We start from the raw sequence: 18,514 nt of genomic DNA on the forward strand, positions 1-18,514 counted from the left end.
TGCGGCGCCCTCGCCTCTCAACCCGCCTGGTCGCGCAACTCGACGACCGAGGCTCCCCTCTTCACGATGTCATTGTCGATGATCGAAAATGCGCGGTTCAGATGTCCTTCGAAAACGAGCGTCGGCTCGTCGGCGATGACGCGCAGCTCCGGCATGCCCTCCATGCGCACGACATGCGATTCCGCCAGGCCCTCGGTTATGCCCTCGATCAGCAGATCGTAGTACCTTACGCCAGGACCGGTGATGACGATCGGCATCCGCTCGTGCAGGCTCAAGACACGCGAAAGGCCATTGCCGAGCGCCAGGCCCGCCTGGCGGAAGGCCAGTACGTTGCGGCGCCCGCCCTGGCGCGCGCTCGCAGCGATCTTGTCGAGCTCGGCAATCGGCACGAACTTCGCCGGGATCGTATCCAGCGGCACGTCGAAGGCCGTCCGCAGCATGGCGTAGAAACCGGCATAGGCCTCGATACATCCCCGCGCGCCGCAGCGACAAAGACCGCCGCCGGGCACATGCATCATATGCCCGAAATTGGGCGCCGATATATGATGGCCGCCTTCATGTTCCCGGCGCACGATGCCAAGCCCGATACTATGGCCGAGCGACAGCGCCGCCAGCGAGCGGAAGTCGCCGCGGGTGTTGATTTCTTCCTGCCTCCCAAGGGCTGCAGCCACAAGCAGGGTTTCGTTGCCGAGAATGATTTGCGCAGGCCATTCATCGCGCAGCACGTCAGCGAAATCGATCTCGTCGCGCCCGAAGATCGGCGACCAGCGCAGTACCGGCGCCGAAGTATCGACGAGCCCCTTGCTGCTGATCGAGATCATCAGCACCTTATCGCGCGGCAATCGCGATCGGGTGACAATGCGGTTCAAGGCATCGCGCAAGGCGGCCACGAAGCGCTCGACGCCCGCAACGTTCTGCTGCCTATCCTCGGTAAAGCGGTCGATCAGGCGGCCGGTATAATCGACGAGAGAATATTGCACGGCATCCGACGAGATGACGACGACGATGAGATAGCCGCAATCGCGCCGCTGCGAAAACAAAACCCGCGGCCGCCCGCGGCCGCTGGCCGGCTGCTGCTCCGCCTTTTCGATGATCTGCGCCCGCTCGAGATCGGCAGTGATGACCGATACCGTCGCAGAAGAGAGCCTGGTGAAATCAGAGAGCTCGGTATGGGCGAGCGGGCCATGCCGGCGCAGCGCCGACAAGACCAAGGCGCTGTTCTTCTGACGGACCAATTCGGTGCTCGATTTGGCCAGCATCGGCAAACTCCCTGCTCATTCAACCCTCCTCCTGCGCAGCCCCTGATAGCTTTTTCGGACGACCGATGAAACCTGGCGGCGCGGGTGTTGACAGCTGAAAAAATCTCTGACACTAAATTTCTCGACTGTCGAGAAAAAAGTCCAAGACTTTTCTTGTCAGCAATTTCGCCGCGGCCGACGGGAGTTCAGGATACGTGCGGTCGCATTCACTCGGGAGGATCACATGAAAGCTTTCATCAAGCTGGCTGCGGGCGCGGCCATCGTTTTGACCATGCAGACGGCCGCCTTCGCCAAGGATCTCGTCGTCGGCGTTTCCTGGTCGAATTTCCAGGAAGAACGTTGGAAGACCGATGAGGCAGCCATCAAGAAGGCTCTGGCAGCCGTCGGGGCCAAATACATTTCCGCCGACGCCCAGTCGTCCGCTTCCAAGCAGCTGACCGACGTCGAGTCGCTGATTTCGCAGGGTGCCAACGCCCTCATCATTCTCGCCCAGGATTCCGATGCCATCGGCCCGGCCGTTGAAAAGGCTGCCGACGAAGGCATTCCGGTGGTCGGCTATGACCGCCTGATCGAAAATCCGGCAGCCTTCTACATCACCTTCGACAACAAGGAAGTGGGCCGCATGCAGGCTCGCGAAGTCCTGAAGGCAAAGCCGGAAGGCAACTATGTCTTCATCAAGGGGTCGTCGTCCGACCCGAACGCCGACTTCCTGTTCTCCGGCCAGATCGAAGTGCTGAAGTCCGCCATCGACGCCGGCAAGATCAAGAACGTCGGCGAAGCCTATACGGACGGCTGGCTGCCGCAGAATGCGCAGCGCAACATGGAGCAGTTCCTGACCGCCAACAACAATAAGGTTGACGCGGTCGTCGCCTCCAACGACGGCACCGCCGGCGGCGCTGTTGCCGCTCTCGACGCCCAGGGCCTTGCCGGTTCCGTTCCGGTTTCCGGCCAGGACGCCGACAAGGCAGCCTTGAACCGCATCGCGCTTGGCACGCAGACCGTTTCCATCTGGAAGGACTCGCGCGAACTCGGCAAGCGCGCCGCTGAAATCGCCATCGATCTTGCCAAGGGCAAGAAGCTGGACGAGATCTCCGGCGTTCAGACCTTCAACGGCGGCCCGAAGCACGTCGCCATGAAGTCGGTCTTCCTGACCCCCGTTGCTATCACCAAGGACAATCTGAACGTCGTCATCGACGCCGGCTGGATTTCCAAGGCTGAAGCCTGCCAGGGTGTCAAGGCAGGCGCTGTCGCCGCCTGCAAATAAACCGACTTTAGAACGAGCTTACTCATCGAAAGAGCGACGCCGCAGCGGCACACCGTTGCGGCGTCGAATGCGGATTGGAAGCCGACAACCCTCCCTTGCAGCTGGAGGCGGAGCTTCCCCGCAGTGTGGTATGCCGCCGCATCCCTTGGTCCGTCGGACGGCGGCCACCGGGACCGGATAAAGGCCGGGTTGCAGGCGATGGCAGACATTTTTGAGATTGGCGCGATTGCCAGCGATTGCCAGAATGCGTCGCCGGCCGCGCCCGACAGAGGGAGAACGGCAAAGCGATGGCCGACATGACACAGTCCACCACATCGAGCGGGCCTAGGAACGCGGATGCCGGCGCGATCACCCGGTTTCTGCGCGCCACGGAAATCGATACCCGCCTGCTCGGCATGATAGGAGCGCTACTGATCATCTGGATCGGCTTCGATCTCTATCTCAGGGTCTTCGACGGCCGGGAATTTCTGACGGCGAGAAACCTTTGGAACCTTTCGGTGCAGACCTGCGAAATCGCGGTTCTCGCCACGGGCATGGTACTGGTCATCGTCACGCGCAACATCGACCTGTCGGTAGGCTCCGTGCTCGGTTTCGTCGCCATGATCATGGGCGTCATGCAGGCAAAATGGCTGCCGCAATATCTCGGCTTCGACAGCTCCTGGACGTGGATCATTACCCTCCTCTGTGGCCTGGCGATTGGCACGGCCATCGGCACCTTCCAGGGCGCGATCATCGCCTTCATGAACGTTCCCTCCTTCATCGTGACGCTTGGCGGCCTTCTCGTCTGGCGCGGCCTTGCGTGGTACGTCACCAGCGGTCAGACCGTGGCGCCGATGGATTCCACCTTCGTCATCATGGGCGGCAGCGGCGCCACCGGCTCGATCGGCGCCACCTGGAGCTGGGTGGTCGGCGTGATTTCCTGCCTGCTGATCATTGTCGGCATCGTCGGCTCACGCCAGCAAAGAAAGCGCTTCCACTTTCCGCGCCGCCCGCTCTGGGCCGAATACTTCCTTGCCGGCCTCGGTTCCCTGCTCGTCCTCGGTACCGTCTATCTCTTCAACAGTTACGACTGGCCGGTCGGCATCGCCAAGCGCTACGCCACCGAGCACAATATCACGTGGCCCGAGAACGGCCTCGATATCCCCTATGGCATTGCAGTGCCGGTCCTCATCGCCGTTCTCATCGGCATCGCGATGACTTTCATCGCAACGCGCCTGCGCTTCGGCCGTTATGTCTTCGCGATCGGCGGCAATCCGGAAGCGGCAGAGCTTGCCGGCATCAAGACCCGCTGGGTCATCGTGAAGATCTTCGCGCTGATGGGCCTGCTCGCCGCCGTCGCCGCCGCGATTTCGACCGCCCGCCTCAATTCGGCTGTGAACTCACAGGGAACCACCTACGAACTCTTCACCATCGCTGCTGCCGTCATCGGCGGCACGTCGCTCGCCGGCGGCAGCGGCACGGTCGCCGGCGCCATGCTTGGCGCGCTGGTCATGCAGTCGCTGCAATCGGGCATGGGGCTCGCCAATGTCGACACACCGATTCAAAACGTCGTCGTCGGGGTGGTCTTGGTGGTCGCCGTCTGGCTCGACATCGTCTACCGCTCGCGCGCCAAGTAAAAGGAATTCTGAACCATGACGGATCAAACCACTCCGCTTGTGGAAATGAAGAACATTTCCATCTCCTTCGGCGGCATCCACGCGGTCGACAACGCCTCGGTGGACCTCTACCCCGGCGAAGTCGTCGCCCTTCTCGGCCATAATGGCGCCGGCAAATCGACGCTGATCAAGATTCTCTCCGGCGCCTACAAGCGCGACAGCGGCGATATCCTGATCAACGGCGAGCCCGCCGATATCCGCACCCCGCGCGACGCCAAGAAATACGGCATCGAGACGATCTACCAGACGCTCGCCGTCGCCGACAATGTCGACGCCGCCGCCAACCTCTATCTTGGCCGCGAACTGCAGACCCGCTGGGGTACGCTCGACGACGTCGCGATGGAAGCCAAGGCCCGCGAAGTGATGGGGCGCCTCAACCCCAACTTCAAGCGCTTCAAGGAACCGGTGAAGGCGCTTTCCGGCGGCCAGCGCCAGTCGGTGGCGATCGCCCGCGCTATCCTCTTCGACGCCCGCATCCTGATCATGGACGAGCCGACAGCGGCGCTTGGCCCGCAGGAGACGGCGCAGGTCGGCGAGCTGATCAAGCAGCTGAAGAAGGAAGGCATCGGCATCTTCCTCATCAGCCACGACATCCACGACGTCTTCGACCTGGCCGACCGCGTCTCTGTCATGAAGAACGGCCAGGTCGTCGGCCACGCCCGCACCGAAGACGTCACCAAGGACGAAGTGCTGGGCATGATCATCCTCGGCAAGGTGCCGCCCAAAGCCATCCCCGGCCCCGGCGCGATGAAGGAATGAGCCGGAACGACCGATGACACCGAGGCCGCGCGCTCGAAGCCCGCGGCCTTATCCCAACAAAACGTCCGATCTCACGCTTTCCTGAATTTTCCGCATTGAAGCCAAGCCTTTCCTGGGCTAAGAACCAGCCATCGGACAGGCGATTCAAATCGCCACGGCATGCACCCGTAGCTCAGCTGGATAGAGTGTTGGATTCCGATTCCAAAGGTCACAGGTTCGAATCCTGTCGGGTGCGCCACTTTCTTTTCTTCTCTTCAAAAGAGCAAGGCGGCTACCGCGATCACGATCCGGCTTGCAAGCGTGCCTAGGAAGCGATCGAAGAACGGTTCACCGAAAAACATCAGGTCGGCCCGGCATCCGAATGCGCGGAAAAGGACAAAGGCCGCAGTCCGGTCAAGTCCGCCAGCCTGAGCAGCCCGCGATTATGCACCGGCAAGAAGAGTATCCTGCCCTGCCGATGTTTTGCCTCAGAGCTGGTCAGCCCTGCGCCACCGCCTCAGTGGTTCTTGTTCGGCCCCTTGCCGGTCGCGAAGCTGCAGGTCTTGATCTTGCAGCTGGGATCGTCACTCGTGGGAACGCTGGCGCTGGCCATCGAACCCTGTCCGAGGCAAGCCATCGAATTGGACACCGTCCGGTTGTACATCATCAGGCCCGGATGGTGTGAGGGGTATCTCAGCACGATCGATCCTTCCTGAGCCATCTTTTCATGCACGGCGGCGCAGGTCATCGACTTGAAATTATAGGCCGACATGGCCATTGCGTTCGTGGAGAACAGTCCAATTGCGGCAAGTATCATGATCGTCTTCATAGGGCTTCCTTTGGTCGCGCTGAAGGGCGCTATCGAAAATGAGATAGTCGTTGATTAGCATTGGATTTATGACAATGAGCCGACTTCCCTTATCGGCTGTTTGACCACTGCCAGGAGTGACCCGGCGCCCGTTTGGGGACGAATGCGCTGGAGGTCACGATGCACCGCATGGTGCCTGTCAGCAGGATGCGGGCCGAACGGAGATTTAAAAGTCGTCCGTCAAGATAGATAAGGCCCGATATGAAGACCGGGCCTCATTTCTGCGAAGATCAGCCTGGGCCGAAAGTCTTAGAAGGTCCGCTCGAAGCGCAGGATACCCGAGAAGGTATCGTCGCTCGGCAGATCGTAGTGAACGTAGGTGAATTCCGGCTCGATCAGCAGGTTCTTGACCGGATTGAATTTGACGTTCGTGGTCGCTTCGAAGATCTTCGAGTCGGTATAGGCGAGCTGCAGGTTCCACTTCAGCTTGTCGTTGATCGGAACGCCGACACCGCCCCAGACTGCCCAGTCACCCCAGCCGCAATCCGCGCCGTGAACGACGCCGTCGGAAGTCGTGCAGGCAGAGACGTTCTGGTTCGAACCGGCATACTGGTTGAGCTTGTCGCCGTCCGTGTTCCAGCCTCCCATCAGGAAGGCGGAGAAGACGCCGAAATCGGCATCGATACGAGCCTTGATGGCACCTTCTTCGACGATAGAGTCATAACCGCCGACCACGCGGAACTGCCAGGCGCCGGCCTTATAGCCGAGACCGGCAACAACGTTCGGAGCGTAATGATCGCTCTTGGAAAGCTGCCAGCTTCCGCCATAGGCGCTTGTGGTCGTGCCGGAATTGCTGTCTTCGAGCGAGATGACACCAGTAAAGCCCGTGCCGCTGTCGTAATTATAGGTCAGCTGGTTCAATTCATACGGGCCGTCATAGATGACATCGTCCTGGATCACATCGCCGGCATAGCCGATGAACTGGTTGTACTGCGAGTCCGTCTTACCCACGCTGAAGCCGCCGAGGGTAATGTAGGCCCACAGCAAGTTCGTGCCGGTGGAGCCACCGTCGTTCCAGTCCCAGCGCACGATGGTCTCGGTCTTCAGCGGGCCATATTCGGTGTCGGTTGCGGTATTCAGGTTGAGCTCGGCGCGGGTATGCCACTTGGTGCCGAAGTTGCTGGCGCGATTGTAGGGATCTTTCCACTGGCCCTCCGTGCGGACCTTGCCGCCGACGCGCAAGCAGGTCTCCGTGCCGGGAATGAAGAAGTAGCCGGCGCCGAACGCGTCGCATATGCGGACGTACTCCAGCGGCTCCGGTTCTGCAGCAACGATAGCATCGGCAGCATGCGCGCCGGATACGACGCATAACGCAGCAGCAGAACCGATAAGCAAGCTCTTGATGTTCATGGTAACTCCATCCTTCGAATGAACCTGCGCGATGGACGAACCTGGGGGTCGCTCGACATCAAGTTCCAGTGCCTAATTCGAAGCACAAGCTTCACTTCGATTAGTAAGCTGCATTTACTATTTTGCTTTTACAAGAGCGTGGAGAGGTCCCAAAACATATGTGACAGCACCTACATATGGCGTGTTGCGCAAACGCCGCACATATGTATGAGCGATGACAACCGGGTGACAATTAGATGACAAAGCAAGGCAACTGACACCTCGACTGCCGTGCTGTCGCGCCACACACCGCTGGACCGATAGCGACGAATCTTGCTAGACTTCAAGCTGCAACTAGCTCATCCCTCATGGCAAATCGCAGGCACACCCTCATGCCGAAGATCGATATTGCAGCCATACCCGAAATCAAGGGCACGCGTTACCCCGCCCCGTTCAATGAGCCCTGCGCCGAGCGTATACGCCAGCGTCTGGGTGATGCCGGCGGCCTTACGGATTTCGGGGTCAATCTCATGCGGCTGCCGCCGGGCAATTGGTCGAGTCAGCGGCATTGGCATTCGGAGGAGGATGAATTCGTCTATGTGCTGGAGGGCGAACTGACGCTGATCGAGGATGGCGGCGAGACAGTGCTGCGCGCCGGCGATTGTGCCGCCTTCCCGAAAGGCTCGGGCAATGGTCATCACATGATCAACAAGTCGAGCACCACGGCGGTCTATCTCGAGGTCGGAACGCGCTCTCCGACCGACCTCATCACCTGTTCCGATGTCGATATGATGAGCTCGAGCACCGACGGCCGCTTCGTGCATAAGGACGGCATGCCCTATCCGGACGGCTAAGTCGGCTCATCGATATGAGCGGCGGTCAGCGGATGGGAAAGCAGATGAGTCGGCGCTCCATGCAGCATGACTTCGCGCTCGAAACGAAATCCGCATTTTTCCAGCACACGCCGGGAGGCCGTATTGACGGGGCGCACGAGCCCGATAACGCGCTTTGCCTGCAGATCGTTGCCGGCGAAGACCAGCGCCTCCGTTACCAGCTCCGTCGCATAGCCCTTTCCCCAATGATCGGGATGCAGATGATAGGAGAGATTGAGCCCCTCGAATTCCGTTGAAACGGTAACGCCTCCGAAACCGATCAGCTGCCCCTCCGCTTCGATCGCCCAGCGCCCGAATCCATGCAGGCGCCAGTGTGTCCGGTCACGGGCCAGACGCCGAGCACTCTCTTCAGGAGGATCCGGTCTGGGATCCGGCCTATGGGCGACCAGTTCCGGCCGCAGGAACAAGGCTGTGAGGAAGTCGATATCCCCCTCTTCCGGCATCCGCAGGGAAAGGCGTGAGGTATGACGGATCATGGCGCCTCCGCTCGAAGGGTCAAACAGCTTCTGCGAGTTCAGGCGGATCGTAGCAGCAGGCATCCGTGGAAACGCCCATGCGGCACCCGCTGGCCTCGAGCGCTTCCTTGACGACCTCAACGAAGAGCCGGCGGAACCATACCGAACGGCCGTCGGCCTGATCGACGCGGCGATAGAGCATCGTTACCGGGTCGGCAGGCAGCTCGAACGGCGGCTCCGAAATCGTCAGGTCGTGCAGTTGCGCCATGCAGCGCGCAATCGCCTCGGGAACCGTCGCAATGGCTGGAATGGCGCGGAGCGTCGTCGGCAGCGCCGAAAATCGGGGGACCGTCGCGACGACCTGCCGGCGATGGCCGAGGCGCGCGAGAGCGACATCGACGCCGGTGGATATGGCGCCTTCGAGCGAAACGGTGACATGCGGCGCATTGGCGAAATGCTTCAGGCTCAGCGGCGCAGCGCATTTGAGATGCCGCCCATCGTAGATGCAGAGCGACGCCTGTTGGAACAGCGGCGCGCGAACATGCCAGGAGGCCGGTTCGTCATGCACCGAGATGCTGAAGTCGAAGACGCCCTCGTCCAGCAGGCGGACGGCGTCGCGGCGGTCGAACGCCACGCTGGTCAGCCGCGCATTCGGCGCAAGCTGGCGCAACCGCGCGACCAGCGGTCCGAAGAAGGAGGATTCGAGATTGTCGCAGAGCCCGATGCGGAACTCGCCGTGCCAGTTTTCAGGATCGAAGGCTGCCGGCGGGCGAATGGCGCGCTCGATGCCGGAGAGCGCATCCTCGATCGCCGGCGCTATGGATAGCGCTCGCGGCGTGGGCTGCAAGCCGCGCCCGACGCGCACGAACAATTCATCATCCAGCGTCTCGCGCAGCCGGCGGAGCGCGGCAGAAAGACCAGGCTGCCCGAGCAGCAGCCGCTCGGCCGCGCGGCTCACATTCCGCTCCTGCATCAGCACGGAGAAGGCGAGCAGCAGATTGAGATCGATTTTTCGAAGCGTGGCATCATTCATCATTATGAGTAATACCTGACATGGTTACTATCAATTTGCAATAGGGTTTGAAGATGTACATTTTCTCGTTCCCTGCCGCTTTCACCCTCCCAAGAGGTGGCAGCCTAGAAAGGAACGATCCCGATGACTTCTTCCCAAACCCGAAGCGGGGCGGGATTGGCGTTGCTGCTGCTATGCGCCGCCAATTTCCTCGACGCCATGGACGTCTCCACCATTGGCGTGGCCCTGCCTGCAATCCAGAAAGAGCTAGGCATGCAGGCGACCTCGCTGCAATGGGCCGTCAGCGCCTATGTGCTCGGCTATGGCGGCTTTCTGCTGCTCGGCGGCCGTGTTGCCGATCTCTTCGGCCACCGCCGCGTCTTCCTCTGGTCGCTCGGCGTCTTCGCCGCCGCCAGCATTGCCGGAGGTTTCGTCGACAGCGCCCCGACCCTGATCGCCGCCCGGCTGATCAAGGGCATTGCAGCCGCCTTCACCGCGCCGGCGGCGCTGGCTCTCCTTCTCTCCGTCTTTGGAGAAGGCAATGCCCGCGCGAAGGCACTAGGCGTCTTCTCCTCCACCGGTGCTGCCGGCTTCGTGCTCGGCATGGTGCTGGGCGGAGCGGCAACGCTCATCAGCTGGCGCGCGACGCTCGTCATGGGGGCTCCCGTCGCCATCCTGGCGCTGATCGTCGCCCCGCTCGTCCTGCCTGCAGATCATAAGCGAAACGGCCCACGCGCCCGCTTCGATTGGGCCGGCGCCCTGACGATCACGCCCGGCCTGCTGCTCTTCGTCTTCGGCGTCACCAATGCCGCCGCCGATGGCTGGCAGGCCTTCGCGACCTGGGGTTCGCTCCTCGCCGCATTGATCCTGATCGTGCTGTTCCTGATCGTGGAATCGCGCCATCACGATCCGATGGTGCCGCTTGCCATGTTCCGCCGCACCAAGCTCAGCCATGCCAATGCCATCGCTGCGCTGTACCAGGGAGCCTATGTCGGCTTCCAGTTCATCGCGACGCTCTATTATCAGACCGTCGTCGGCTGGTCGGCTTTCGCTACGGGCTTTGCCTTCGCCATCGGCGGCACCTGCGTCATGTTCCTGGCACCACGCTTTGCGACGATCGGCCAGAACCGCGGCACGACACTTCTCATGACCTTCGGCGTGGGACTGCAGGCCATCAGCTATCTCTTCTGGGTGCTGTCGGCTGGGCATATAGATACGATAGTGCTCGTCGCCATCTCGCAGCTCCTGCTCGGCGTCGGTTATGCCATGACCTATCCGTCGATCCAGGTCGCGGCCCTTTCTGACGTCGGCGACAACGAATCCGGCCTGGCTTCGGGCATGCTGTTTGCCTCCTTCCAGATCGGCGGCGGCATCATTCTGGCGGCGGCATCCGCCGTCTTCAGCGCAGCTCCGAACTTTGGCTGGAATCCCTATGTCGCTGGCATCGGTTTCGTGACGATCCTTGCTGCCGCCATCACGCTGCTCGCAGCGGTCGGCCCGCGTTCGTCCGTCGCCAAGGCCGCAAATTACCAGGCTGCGGAATAGCTCGAAGCAAGGTGACCCGCCTCTCCGGCGGGTCAATTCTTCTCGGCGCCAGCGGCTTCGGCGGCGCGGCGCAGGAGGAGATCACGCTCCCTCTGATTTTCAGCAAGCGCGGCTGCCGTCTCGAAGGCTTGCCGCGCTTCATCATATCGGCCGAGCTTGTAAAGAAGATCGCCGCGAACGCTCGGCAGAAGATGATAATCCTTCAATGCAGGCTCATCGCGGAGACCATCGATGATCTCCAATGCCATCTCGGGACCGTCGGCCATGCCGATGGCGACAGCGCGATTGAGTTCGACGATCGGGGAAGGAACGAGCAAGGCAAGCTCCGCATAGAGATCGGCGATCCGCCTCCAGTCGGTTTCATCGGCCGTTCCTGCTTTTGCGTGACATGCGATGATCGCGGCTTGCAACGCGTAAACTCCACCGGCACCGCCGAGTTCATGCACCCGTATCAGCGCTTTCAGGCCGCGCCGGATCTGCAGCCGATCCCAGCGGTCACGATTTTGATCGAGCAGCAAAATCGGATTGCCGTCGGCATCCGTCCTGGCCGCTGCGCGGGATGCGTTCAGCTCCATCAAGGCCAGCAAAGCGTGTGCCTCCGGCTCCTGCGGTGCCACGGACGTCAATATTCGCCCAAGCCGCAGCGCCTCGCTGCACAATTGCAGCCGCATCCAATTCTCGCCGCGCGCAGCCGTATATCCCTCGTTGAAGATCAGATAGACGACCTCTAACACCGAGGCGAGGCGCTGCGACAGCTCCTCGCCGTGCGGCGTCTCGTAGGAAAGCCCGGATTCCGACAAGGTCTTCTTGGCGCGGACGATGCGCTGGGCGATCGTTGCCTCAGACACCAGAAACGCCCGGGCGATTTCCTCGGTCGTCAAGCCGCAGATCATTCGCAGGGCAAGCGCCACCCGTGCCTCGCGCGAGATCAGCGGATGGCATGCCGTGAAGATCAAGCGCAGCATTTCATCACCGATATCGTCGTCGAGAGGAGTATCTAGATCGGGCATGATCTGCTCGTCCTCCTCCATCTCCCGAACGATCATTTCGTGTTTCTGGTCCAGCATCCGACGCCGCCGCAAATGGTCGAGCGCCCGGTGCTTGGCCGTGGTCATAAGCCATGCGCCAGGTCGCTCGGGGATGCCCGCCTTCGGCCATCGTTCCAAGGCAACGATCAACGCTTCCTGTGTCAGATCTTCAGCCAGCGGCACGTCGCGCAGCAACCGTGCGAGACTGGTGATCAGCCGCGGCTGTTCGATCCGCCAGACGGCCAGGATCGCCTGATGGGCGCCGGCGGCTTTCAAGGCCGCCCGCCCCGATGACAGATCGAGGGCATCATGCCCTTGCTTCAGCGAGCGGGTCGCACACACCTTCGGCATTTGGCTCGAAGTAGGCGCGTACTTCACATGTGCCTTCCCAGCCGGGCATGAAATCCTTGTGCAGCTGCATGAACTCGACCGCCAGCGCCACGGCCTCTTCCTTGCTTTGCAGCTCGAAGATCGCATAGCCGCCGACGACCTCCTTGGCCTCGACGAATGGGCCGTCGACCACCCTCAATTTGCCATCCTTGATCGTGACGCGGGCGCCCGTCGCAAGCGGCATCAGCCCTGCCGTATCGATCATGCGGCCGGCCTTGATTTCCCGATCGGCGAGTTTGTGCATGGCTTCCAACAGCTCCGGCGTCGGCTGCATGTGGTCGCTAGAGGTGACAATAGACATGAAACGCATAGGAAAATTCCTCCGGAAGCGAGACGCCGGCACCATTGCCGCTCAATAAACCCGCTCATATTGACGACGAAGCAGCTTTCTGGAAATCGACAGTCGTTGCAAAAAAATCAAATCTCAGACGAACAGCAGTAAATTCGACACCCATCCGTTTATCTCAGCGGCGCGGAGGCACCGGACCGCCTTATGGAAGAAGCAGCCGGATCAAGCGACCAGACAAACCCTCCCTTCGTTTTGTTGACTTCCCATGATCGTTGCAAGATGGTGAGACGAAATCGATCCGCGGAGTTTCGAAAGCCGACGCTTCCCAGGAGCGGGCCTTCCGTAAAGCTTCGCAGACAACACGGCAGGAGCTTGTTTCATGTTCGACCATATTTCGATCGGCGTCAAAGACCTGGCGCGGGCGCAGAAATTTTACGACGCGGCCCTTTCTCCTCTCGGCTACGAGCGCGTCACCAACTTCGACGGCACGGTCGGATATGGCGCGGAACGTGCGCAATTCTGGGTGAGCGAGGTCGAACGTCCCGTACCGGCCGATCGCGGCTCCGGGCTGCATTTCTGTTTCGTGGCCCCGAGCCAGGCAGCCGTCGACGCCTTCTATGCCGCAGGCATCGCCAATGGCGGCGAAGACAACGGCAAGCCGGGCATCAGGCCGGATTATAGCCAATTCTACTACGCCGCCTTCGTCATCGATCCCGACGGTTACCGGCTGGAAGCCTATTTCAAGACCGGCGAATAGATCGCCGCCCGGGACAAAGGGGAACGCGAACACTTTGCCGCATGCATCCGGCGCGGTTGTGCGGCCTTGATAGGCCTTCCCGATCATTGCCTTTCAGCCTGGCTTAAGGCTTCTGTCGTAATAGTCGCTCGATTGTGTTTTCCTGCCGCCTTGACAACGCGGGCGGGCATACATCTCAACACGTTCATTCAGCGGCCGACTTTTAGATGTACGACAACTCCATTGCCTACACAAAACGGAACGCGCCAGTAAGCAAATACTTTTTTGTGTTTGTCGCGCTGTTCGCGCTCTGGTGGGCACTGCTGCTTGTCTTCAATCGATTTCCGGGCATCGATCTCGCTGTTGCTAAAAGCGTCTTCACGGCGGAGCCTTGCACATCGGCCACCACCGTCGGTAACGTCTGCGGTACCTTTGCCCTCGCCAAAAATCCTCTCCTTCGCATGGTGCGAAACGTGACGCTCGCCCTGCCATACATCGCCATTCTTGTCCTCTTCGCCGCCCTGATTTCATCTCGGTATAAATACGGCGCAGGCTGGCGGACATTGAAAGCGGATCGGTATATCGCCGCACTGATATCGCTCGGCGTCGGCTGCGGCCTCATCGTCAACGCGCTGCTCAAAACCTATGGCGGCAGGCCAAGGCCGCGCAGCACGGATCTCTTCGGCGGCTCGCTGGATTTCGTTCAGGCAGGTTCGTTCGCCGGTCGATGTCTTGCAAACTGTTCCTTCGTCTCGGGCGAAGCGTCGTCTGGCGGCTGGCTGCTTTGCCTTGTGCTGCTTCTGCCGCCACGGCTGCGCTTCTCCGTGGGTATCCCGCTCGCCATCATCTCGATCATGATGCCGGTCATGCGGGTAATGACAGGAGCCCATTATCTGTCCGACGCGGTGCTCGGCTGGCTCTTGTCTCTGGTGCTCTTTGCCGCGGCCATAGCGACCATCGATTTCCTGCGGTCGGGAACGCGGGCCTGATCCTGAAGCTGGCTCGGCTCAGCCGGCATTGCGCATGCGGATCAGCCGGCCGCGTCTTGCCGCCTTGCGGACACGAACCGCCATTTCGCTCAGCGCAAATGGCTTCACCAGATAATCGACGGCGCCGATATCCATGGCCCTCATCTGATCCGACAGCTGATCATAGGCCGACATGACAATGATCGGGGTCGCATCCCCGCGCGCTTCCATGAGTTTGAGCAGATCGAGGCCGCTGCCATCGGGCAATCGAAGATCGAGAAGCATCACGTCGTGCGCTTCGGCCGCGATGACAAGCTTGGCAGACTCCAAATCCATGGACCAATCGACCGACCAGCCATCGGCATTCAGATGATCCTGCACGGCATTGCCTATCAGTGTGTTGTCTTCGACCAATAGAAGCCGCACGATTGCATCCCCAATTGCAATCGGGAACCTATGGGACGTATTTCTGACGACAACCTGAACTTTCGACACAACATCGACAAAAAGGAAAGACAGCTTGAATTCGAGCCGAACCTGCTCCGCGCGGCAAATCGCCGTTCAGGTAAATGTCAGGATTGATCACCATGGTGGCGTGCTTTGACCGCCAAAGCACACCTGTAGTGATGGGCTTTTCTGCGTCAGCCGCCAGCCCATGCCTCGGAGACAATCATTGACCAACGAAAAAGTAGCACCTGGCCGACAAAAATTCGCGCCAGCAATCGGCAGCATCACGCTATGCCTTGTAGCGACGCTTTATGTACTCCTTGTGACAAACCGGATGTTCTGGATCAAGGCGTACGGCTATTTCATCGCCGAGCCGGCCGCCTTTGCCGCTTTCGTCATTGGTATCTACGCGGCGATCATGGCGCTCTTCACGTTCTTCTCCGCCAAATACGTCACGAAGCCGGTTCTTATTTTCTTCGTGCTGGTGGCTTCGGTATCTTCCTGGTTCAACGACCAGTTCGGCGTCATTATCGACAAGGAGATGATCCGCAACGCGGCTGTTTCGACAGGCGCGGAAAGCAGCCATCTGATCACGACGCGCTTCATCACCTATGTTTTGCTGACGGGTGTCTTGCCGTCTCTGGTCATCGTGTGGATTCGGATCGTCCATCGCCCGATCCTCAAGAAGCTCGCTTACAATACCGCCGTCATCCTCGCCTGTTCGGCGATCTTCGTCGCCGCCGGAACGACATTCTACAAGACCTATGCCGGCATCGGCCGTGCCCACCGAGACATGATGGATACGCTCAATCCTGTGATGCCGATCACAAGCGCGGTGCGATACGTCATCGATGCGCAAAGAAATGCAAATGTCGTGGCTGAGCCACTAGGCACGGATGCCCGCAGGGTCGGCACCGTCGACAACGGCAAGCCGCGTGTGACAATCATCGTTGCCGGAGAGACGGCCCGCGCGCAGAACTTCTCGCTTGGCGGCTATGCCAAGATGACCAATCCGGAGCTGGCAAAGCGCAACGTCGTCTATTTCCCGAATACGAGCAGCTGCGGGACGGCGACGGCGACCTCGATACCCTGCCTGTTCTCGGTCTACACGCGCCAACAATATAGCCATCGCAAGGGTCTGGAGACGGAAAACCTGCTCGATGTACTGACCCACGCCAAGGTCGATGTGACCTGGCTCGACAACGACACAGGCAGCTACGACGTCACCAATCGCGTTTCATACACCTTCCTGCCGCACTCTGCCGATCCGCGCTTCTGCCAGGACGGCGAATGCAAGGACGAGATCCTCGTCGACAAGGTTGACGGCTGGTTGGACAAGGTGAAGGGCGACAGCGTACTGGTGCTGCACCAGCTCGGCAGCCATGGCCCGGCCTACTATCAGCGCTACCCCGACGAATTCCGCCGGTTCCAGCCGGATTGCCGCTCCAACGATTTCAGCTCCTGCTCGCAGGAGGAAATCACCAATGCCTATGACAACACGATCCTCTACACGGATCACATCGTCTCCACGGTCATCGACAAGCTGAAGCAGCGCTCGAACTCGATATCCGGCTCCGTGCTCTATTTCTCCGATCACGGCGAGTCGCTCGGCGAAAACGGCATCTATCTGCACGGCACGCCCTATATCATCGCGCCCTCACAGCAGACGCATGTGCCGATGCTGGTGTGGATGGCCGACGATCTGGCCAAGGCTGCCGGTTTCGATATGGCCTGCCTCGCCAAGCGCGCTGCCGAAGGCACCTACTCTCACGACAACATCTTCCACAGCGTTCTCGGCATGATGGACGTCTCGACGAAGGTCTATGATCCGAGCCTCGACGTGTTCGCCACCTGCCGGACGCCATCGAAAAAGCTGGCGTTGAAATGATGGACTAGACGATGTCCGGCGGCCCCTTTTTTTGACGGGGCCGCGGGGCCATTGAGATCGTTCAAAGACGCTTGGGTTCGCGGATCGTCCGCTCATTTTCGACATTGCCGGTATTGAGCGTCGTATTGCGCTCGAACAGCACGACTTCGCAGGTCGGCTCGGCGACCGGGCAATGTTCCACCCCATGCGGAACAATGATGTATTCGCCCGGCCCGAGGACGACATCCCCGCCGTTTTCCTCGCGCAGCTTCATCCGCAGCGTGCCTTTGACGACCAGGAAGAGCTCGTCCTCTTCCTCATGATGGTGCCAATGGAATGCGCCTTCCAGCTTCACGAGCTTGATCTGGAAATCATTGACGTCGCCGCCGACGCGCGGGCTCCACGTCTCATCGAAAGCTGCAAAAGCTTTGGTAAGATTGACCTTTTTCAGTGCGACCATGTGTTTTGTCCTTGATTCAACTGCGCTCACGTCGGAGCTAATATTGGCGTGAGTACCACCGATCGCAACGCCGGCATTGCAGAATATCGCCGGTTGCCATCGGCATATCGAATTCTTCGAAGATTTCAGCCGAAACTTTCCGGGTAGTGGATGGTCGGGAGCGACACTACATGCTGTCTCAACATTATCATTTCGACACATGACAGGAAAAATCATGACGACAAACAATGTCGAATTCGGCCTGGATACTTTCGGCGACGTCACATTCGATGGCAACGGCGCGCCGCTGCCGCATGCACAGGTGCTGCGCAATGTCGTCGAGGAAGGCGTACTGGCCGACCAGTTCGGAATAGACTTCTTCGGCATCGGCGAGCATCACCGCGAGGATTTCGCGGTCTCCTCGCCCGAAACGATCCTGGCCGCTATTGCCAGCCGCACATCGAAAATCCATCTCGGTTCGGCGGTAACGGTACTGAGCTCGGATGACCCGATCCGCGTGTTCCAGCGCTTCTCCAGCCTGAACGCTGTTTCGAACGGTCGGGCCGAGGTCATTCTCGGCCGCGGCTCGTTTACGGAATCCTTCCCGCTGTTCGGCTTCGAGCTGTCGCAATACGAGCAGCTCTTCGAGGAAAAGCTGGATCTGTTCGCAGCTCTCCTTAAAAACGAGCCTGTAAACTGGGAGGGCAGCATCCGCCCGCCGCTGCGCAACCAGAAGGTCTTCCCGACCATCGAAAGCGGCCAGCTGAAGACCTGGATCGGCGTCGGCGGCAGCCCGGAATCGGTAGTGCGCGCCGCTCACTACGATCTGCCGCTGATGCTGGCGATCATCGGCGGAAGCCCCTATCGCTTCCAGCCCTATGTCGACCTCTATCACCGCGCCTATGAGCAGCTCGGCAAGCCCGTGCAGCCGATCGGTATCCATTCGCCGGGCTATATCGCCGAAACGGACGAACAGGCGCGCGAGGAACTGTGGCCTTGCTACAAGGCGATGCGCGACCGCATCGGCCGCGAGCGCGGCTGGCCGCCCATGACACGCGCTGAGTTCGACAATGAGATCGAAAAGGGTTCCCTCTATGTCGGCTCGCCGGAAACGGTCGCCGCCAAGCTAGCTCCAGTGGTCAAGACACTCGGCATCAGCCGCTTCCAGCTGAAATACAGCGCCGGCGCACTCGGCCATGAAAAGATGCTGCGTTGTATCGAACTCTACGGCCGAAAGGTGATCCCGGCCGTGCGCGCAGCTTTGGCGGAATAGTCGCAGCAAGCTCTCTGCGCTTGCTCTACAACGCGATCAAAAAAGGGCGCTTTGCAATA

The 18,514-nt window shown here is 60.3% G+C and carries 18 protein-coding genes and 1 tRNA gene; 10 read left to right on the forward strand and 9 right to left on the reverse strand.

Translation table 11 applies throughout. The annotated features are described in order from the left end of the window. Window positions 1-17 precede the first annotated feature (17 nt). Window positions 18-1,259 (reverse strand): ROK family transcriptional regulator, encoded by a 1,242-nt coding sequence (locus RTCIAT899_RS13285; RefSeq protein WP_041677624.1) that lies wholly within the window; start codon window positions 1,257-1,259, stop codon window positions 18-20. A gap of 223 nt (window positions 1,260-1,482) precedes the next feature. On the opposite strand from RTCIAT899_RS13285, the gene xylF reads away from it, so the two are divergent. The 4 genes from xylF (at window position 1,483) to RTCIAT899_RS13305 (ending at window position 5,175) form a co-directional block, all read left to right on the forward strand. Next, on the forward strand, window positions 1,483-2,523 hold the full coding sequence (gene xylF / locus RTCIAT899_RS13290) for a D-xylose ABC transporter substrate-binding protein (RefSeq protein WP_015340758.1): 1,041 nt from the start codon (window positions 1,483-1,485) through the stop codon (window positions 2,521-2,523). A 287-nt stretch (window positions 2,524-2,810) separates the two neighbouring features. Continuing rightward, a complete protein-coding gene (locus RTCIAT899_RS13295) occupies window positions 2,811-4,139 on the forward strand; it encodes a sugar ABC transporter permease (protein WP_015340759.1) in 1,329 nt (442 codons plus the stop codon). A gap of 15 nt (window positions 4,140-4,154) precedes the next feature. Continuing rightward, window positions 4,155-4,937, forward strand: a complete 783-nt coding sequence (locus RTCIAT899_RS13300) for an ATP-binding cassette domain-containing protein (RefSeq protein ID WP_015340760.1) — start codon at window positions 4,155-4,157, stop codon at window positions 4,935-4,937. Between the two features lie 161 nt (window positions 4,938-5,098). After that, window positions 5,099-5,175: transfer RNA gene (locus RTCIAT899_RS13305), tRNA-Arg, on the forward strand. Window positions 5,176-5,433: 258 nt separating this feature from the next. Here RTCIAT899_RS13305 and RTCIAT899_RS13310 read toward each other — a convergent pair. Beyond that, window positions 5,434-5,745, reverse strand: a complete 312-nt coding sequence (locus RTCIAT899_RS13310; protein ID WP_041677625.1) for a hypothetical protein — start codon at window positions 5,743-5,745, stop codon at window positions 5,434-5,436. 288 nt (window positions 5,746-6,033) lie between these two features. After that, window positions 6,034-7,134, reverse strand: a complete 1,101-nt coding sequence (locus tag RTCIAT899_RS13315) for a porin (protein WP_015340762.1) — start codon at window positions 7,132-7,134, stop codon at window positions 6,034-6,036. Between the two features lie 371 nt (window positions 7,135-7,505). Between RTCIAT899_RS13315 and RTCIAT899_RS13320 the strand changes: the two genes are divergently transcribed. Beyond that, window positions 7,506-7,967 carry a cupin domain-containing protein gene (locus RTCIAT899_RS13320; RefSeq protein ID WP_015340763.1) on the forward strand — a complete coding sequence of 154 codons (462 nt, stop codon included), beginning with the start codon at window positions 7,506-7,508 and terminating at the stop codon, window positions 7,965-7,967. On the opposite strand, the gene RTCIAT899_RS13325 is transcribed toward RTCIAT899_RS13320, so the two are convergent. Next, the gene (locus tag RTCIAT899_RS13325; RefSeq protein ID WP_015340764.1) at window positions 7,964-8,482 is read right to left on the reverse strand and encodes a GNAT family N-acetyltransferase; all 519 of its coding nucleotides are present in this window, start codon (window positions 8,480-8,482) and stop codon (window positions 7,964-7,966) included. The genes RTCIAT899_RS13320 and RTCIAT899_RS13325 overlap by 4 nt on opposite strands. A gap of 19 nt (window positions 8,483-8,501) precedes the next feature. After that, window positions 8,502-9,497 carry a LysR family transcriptional regulator gene (locus RTCIAT899_RS13330; protein WP_015340765.1) on the reverse strand — a complete coding sequence of 332 codons (996 nt, stop codon included), beginning with the start codon at window positions 9,495-9,497 and terminating at the stop codon, window positions 8,502-8,504. A gap of 120 nt (window positions 9,498-9,617) precedes the next feature. On the opposite strand from RTCIAT899_RS13330, the gene RTCIAT899_RS13335 reads away from it, so the two are divergent. After that, window positions 9,618-11,018, forward strand: coding sequence for an MFS transporter (locus tag RTCIAT899_RS13335; RefSeq protein WP_015340766.1), 1,401 nt, complete (start codon window positions 9,618-9,620; stop codon window positions 11,016-11,018). Between the two features lie 32 nt (window positions 11,019-11,050). Here RTCIAT899_RS13335 and RTCIAT899_RS13340 read toward each other — a convergent pair whose 3' ends face one another. Next, window positions 11,051-12,322 carry an RNA polymerase sigma factor gene (locus tag RTCIAT899_RS13340; RefSeq protein ID WP_041677951.1) on the reverse strand — a complete coding sequence of 424 codons (1,272 nt, stop codon included), beginning with the start codon at window positions 12,320-12,322 and terminating at the stop codon, window positions 11,051-11,053. Between the two features lie 31 nt (window positions 12,323-12,353). Continuing rightward, complete coding sequence (locus RTCIAT899_RS13345; RefSeq protein ID WP_015340768.1) at window positions 12,354-12,746, reverse strand: YciI family protein; 393 nt, start codon at window positions 12,744-12,746, stop codon at window positions 12,354-12,356. A gap of 358 nt (window positions 12,747-13,104) precedes the next feature. Between RTCIAT899_RS13345 and RTCIAT899_RS13350 the strand changes: the two genes are divergently transcribed. After that, complete coding sequence (locus RTCIAT899_RS13350) at window positions 13,105-13,482, forward strand: VOC family protein (RefSeq protein ID WP_015340769.1); 378 nt, start codon at window positions 13,105-13,107, stop codon at window positions 13,480-13,482. A 266-nt stretch (window positions 13,483-13,748) separates the two neighbouring features. Then, window positions 13,749-14,450: a phosphatase PAP2 family protein gene (locus RTCIAT899_RS13355; protein ID WP_015340770.1), complete on the forward strand. Its 702-nt coding sequence runs from the start codon at window positions 13,749-13,751 to the stop codon at window positions 14,448-14,450. A gap of 18 nt (window positions 14,451-14,468) precedes the next feature. Here RTCIAT899_RS13355 and RTCIAT899_RS13360 read toward each other — a convergent pair whose 3' ends face one another. Beyond that, window positions 14,469-14,855, reverse strand: a complete 387-nt coding sequence (locus RTCIAT899_RS13360) for a response regulator (protein ID WP_015340771.1) — start codon at window positions 14,853-14,855, stop codon at window positions 14,469-14,471. Window positions 14,856-15,084: 229 nt separating this feature from the next. Between RTCIAT899_RS13360 and RTCIAT899_RS13365 the strand changes: the two genes are divergently transcribed. Further along, window positions 15,085-16,764, forward strand: coding sequence for a phosphoethanolamine transferase (locus RTCIAT899_RS13365; protein WP_041677627.1), 1,680 nt, complete (start codon window positions 15,085-15,087; stop codon window positions 16,762-16,764). A 61-nt stretch (window positions 16,765-16,825) separates the two neighbouring features. Here RTCIAT899_RS13365 and RTCIAT899_RS13370 read toward each other — a convergent pair whose 3' ends face one another. Then, complete coding sequence (locus RTCIAT899_RS13370; RefSeq protein ID WP_015340773.1) at window positions 16,826-17,203, reverse strand: cupin domain-containing protein; 378 nt, start codon at window positions 17,201-17,203, stop codon at window positions 16,826-16,828. Window positions 17,204-17,417: 214 nt separating this feature from the next. On the opposite strand from RTCIAT899_RS13370, the gene RTCIAT899_RS13375 reads away from it, so the two are divergent. Further along, window positions 17,418-18,455, forward strand: a complete 1,038-nt coding sequence (locus RTCIAT899_RS13375) for an LLM class flavin-dependent oxidoreductase (RefSeq protein ID WP_015340774.1) — start codon at window positions 17,418-17,420, stop codon at window positions 18,453-18,455. Window positions 18,456-18,514 lie beyond the last annotated feature (59 nt).

Source organism: Rhizobium tropici CIAT 899 (assembly GCF_000330885.1).
Taxonomy (GTDB): domain Bacteria; phylum Pseudomonadota; class Alphaproteobacteria; order Rhizobiales; family Rhizobiaceae; genus Rhizobium; species Rhizobium tropici.

Bases quoted from the DNA above. Each gene is read 5' to 3' on its own strand.
- RTCIAT899_RS13285 (WP_041677624.1), bottom strand. From the start codon at position 1,259: ATGCTGGCCAAATCGAGCACCGAATTGGTCCGTCAGAAGAACAGCGCC.
- xylF (WP_015340758.1), top strand. From the start codon at position 1,483: ATGAAAGCTTTCATCAAGCTGGCTGCGGGCGCGGCCATCGTTTTGACC.
- RTCIAT899_RS13295 (WP_015340759.1), top strand. From the start codon at position 2,811: ATGGCCGACATGACACAGTCCACCACATCGAGCGGGCCTAGGAACGCG.
- RTCIAT899_RS13300 (WP_015340760.1), top strand. From the start codon at position 4,155: ATGACGGATCAAACCACTCCGCTTGTGGAAATGAAGAACATTTCCATC.
- RTCIAT899_RS13310 (WP_041677625.1), bottom strand. From the start codon at position 5,745: ATGAAGACGATCATGATACTTGCCGCAATTGGACTGTTCTCCACGAAC.
- RTCIAT899_RS13315 (WP_015340762.1), bottom strand. From the start codon at position 7,134: ATGAACATCAAGAGCTTGCTTATCGGTTCTGCTGCTGCGTTATGCGTC.
- RTCIAT899_RS13320 (WP_015340763.1), top strand. From the start codon at position 7,506: ATGCCGAAGATCGATATTGCAGCCATACCCGAAATCAAGGGCACGCGT.
- RTCIAT899_RS13325 (WP_015340764.1), bottom strand. From the start codon at position 8,482: ATGATCCGTCATACCTCACGCCTTTCCCTGCGGATGCCGGAAGAGGGG.
- RTCIAT899_RS13330 (WP_015340765.1), bottom strand. From the start codon at position 9,497: ATGATGAATGATGCCACGCTTCGAAAAATCGATCTCAATCTGCTGCTC.
- RTCIAT899_RS13335 (WP_015340766.1), top strand. From the start codon at position 9,618: ATGACTTCTTCCCAAACCCGAAGCGGGGCGGGATTGGCGTTGCTGCTG.
- RTCIAT899_RS13345 (WP_015340768.1), bottom strand. From the start codon at position 12,746: ATGCGTTTCATGTCTATTGTCACCTCTAGCGACCACATGCAGCCGACG.
- RTCIAT899_RS13350 (WP_015340769.1), top strand. From the start codon at position 13,105: ATGTTCGACCATATTTCGATCGGCGTCAAAGACCTGGCGCGGGCGCAG.
- RTCIAT899_RS13365 (WP_041677627.1), top strand. From the start codon at position 15,085: ATGCCTCGGAGACAATCATTGACCAACGAAAAAGTAGCACCTGGCCGA.
- RTCIAT899_RS13370 (WP_015340773.1), bottom strand. From the start codon at position 17,203: ATGGTCGCACTGAAAAAGGTCAATCTTACCAAAGCTTTTGCAGCTTTC.
- RTCIAT899_RS13375 (WP_015340774.1), top strand. From the start codon at position 17,418: ATGACGACAAACAATGTCGAATTCGGCCTGGATACTTTCGGCGACGTC.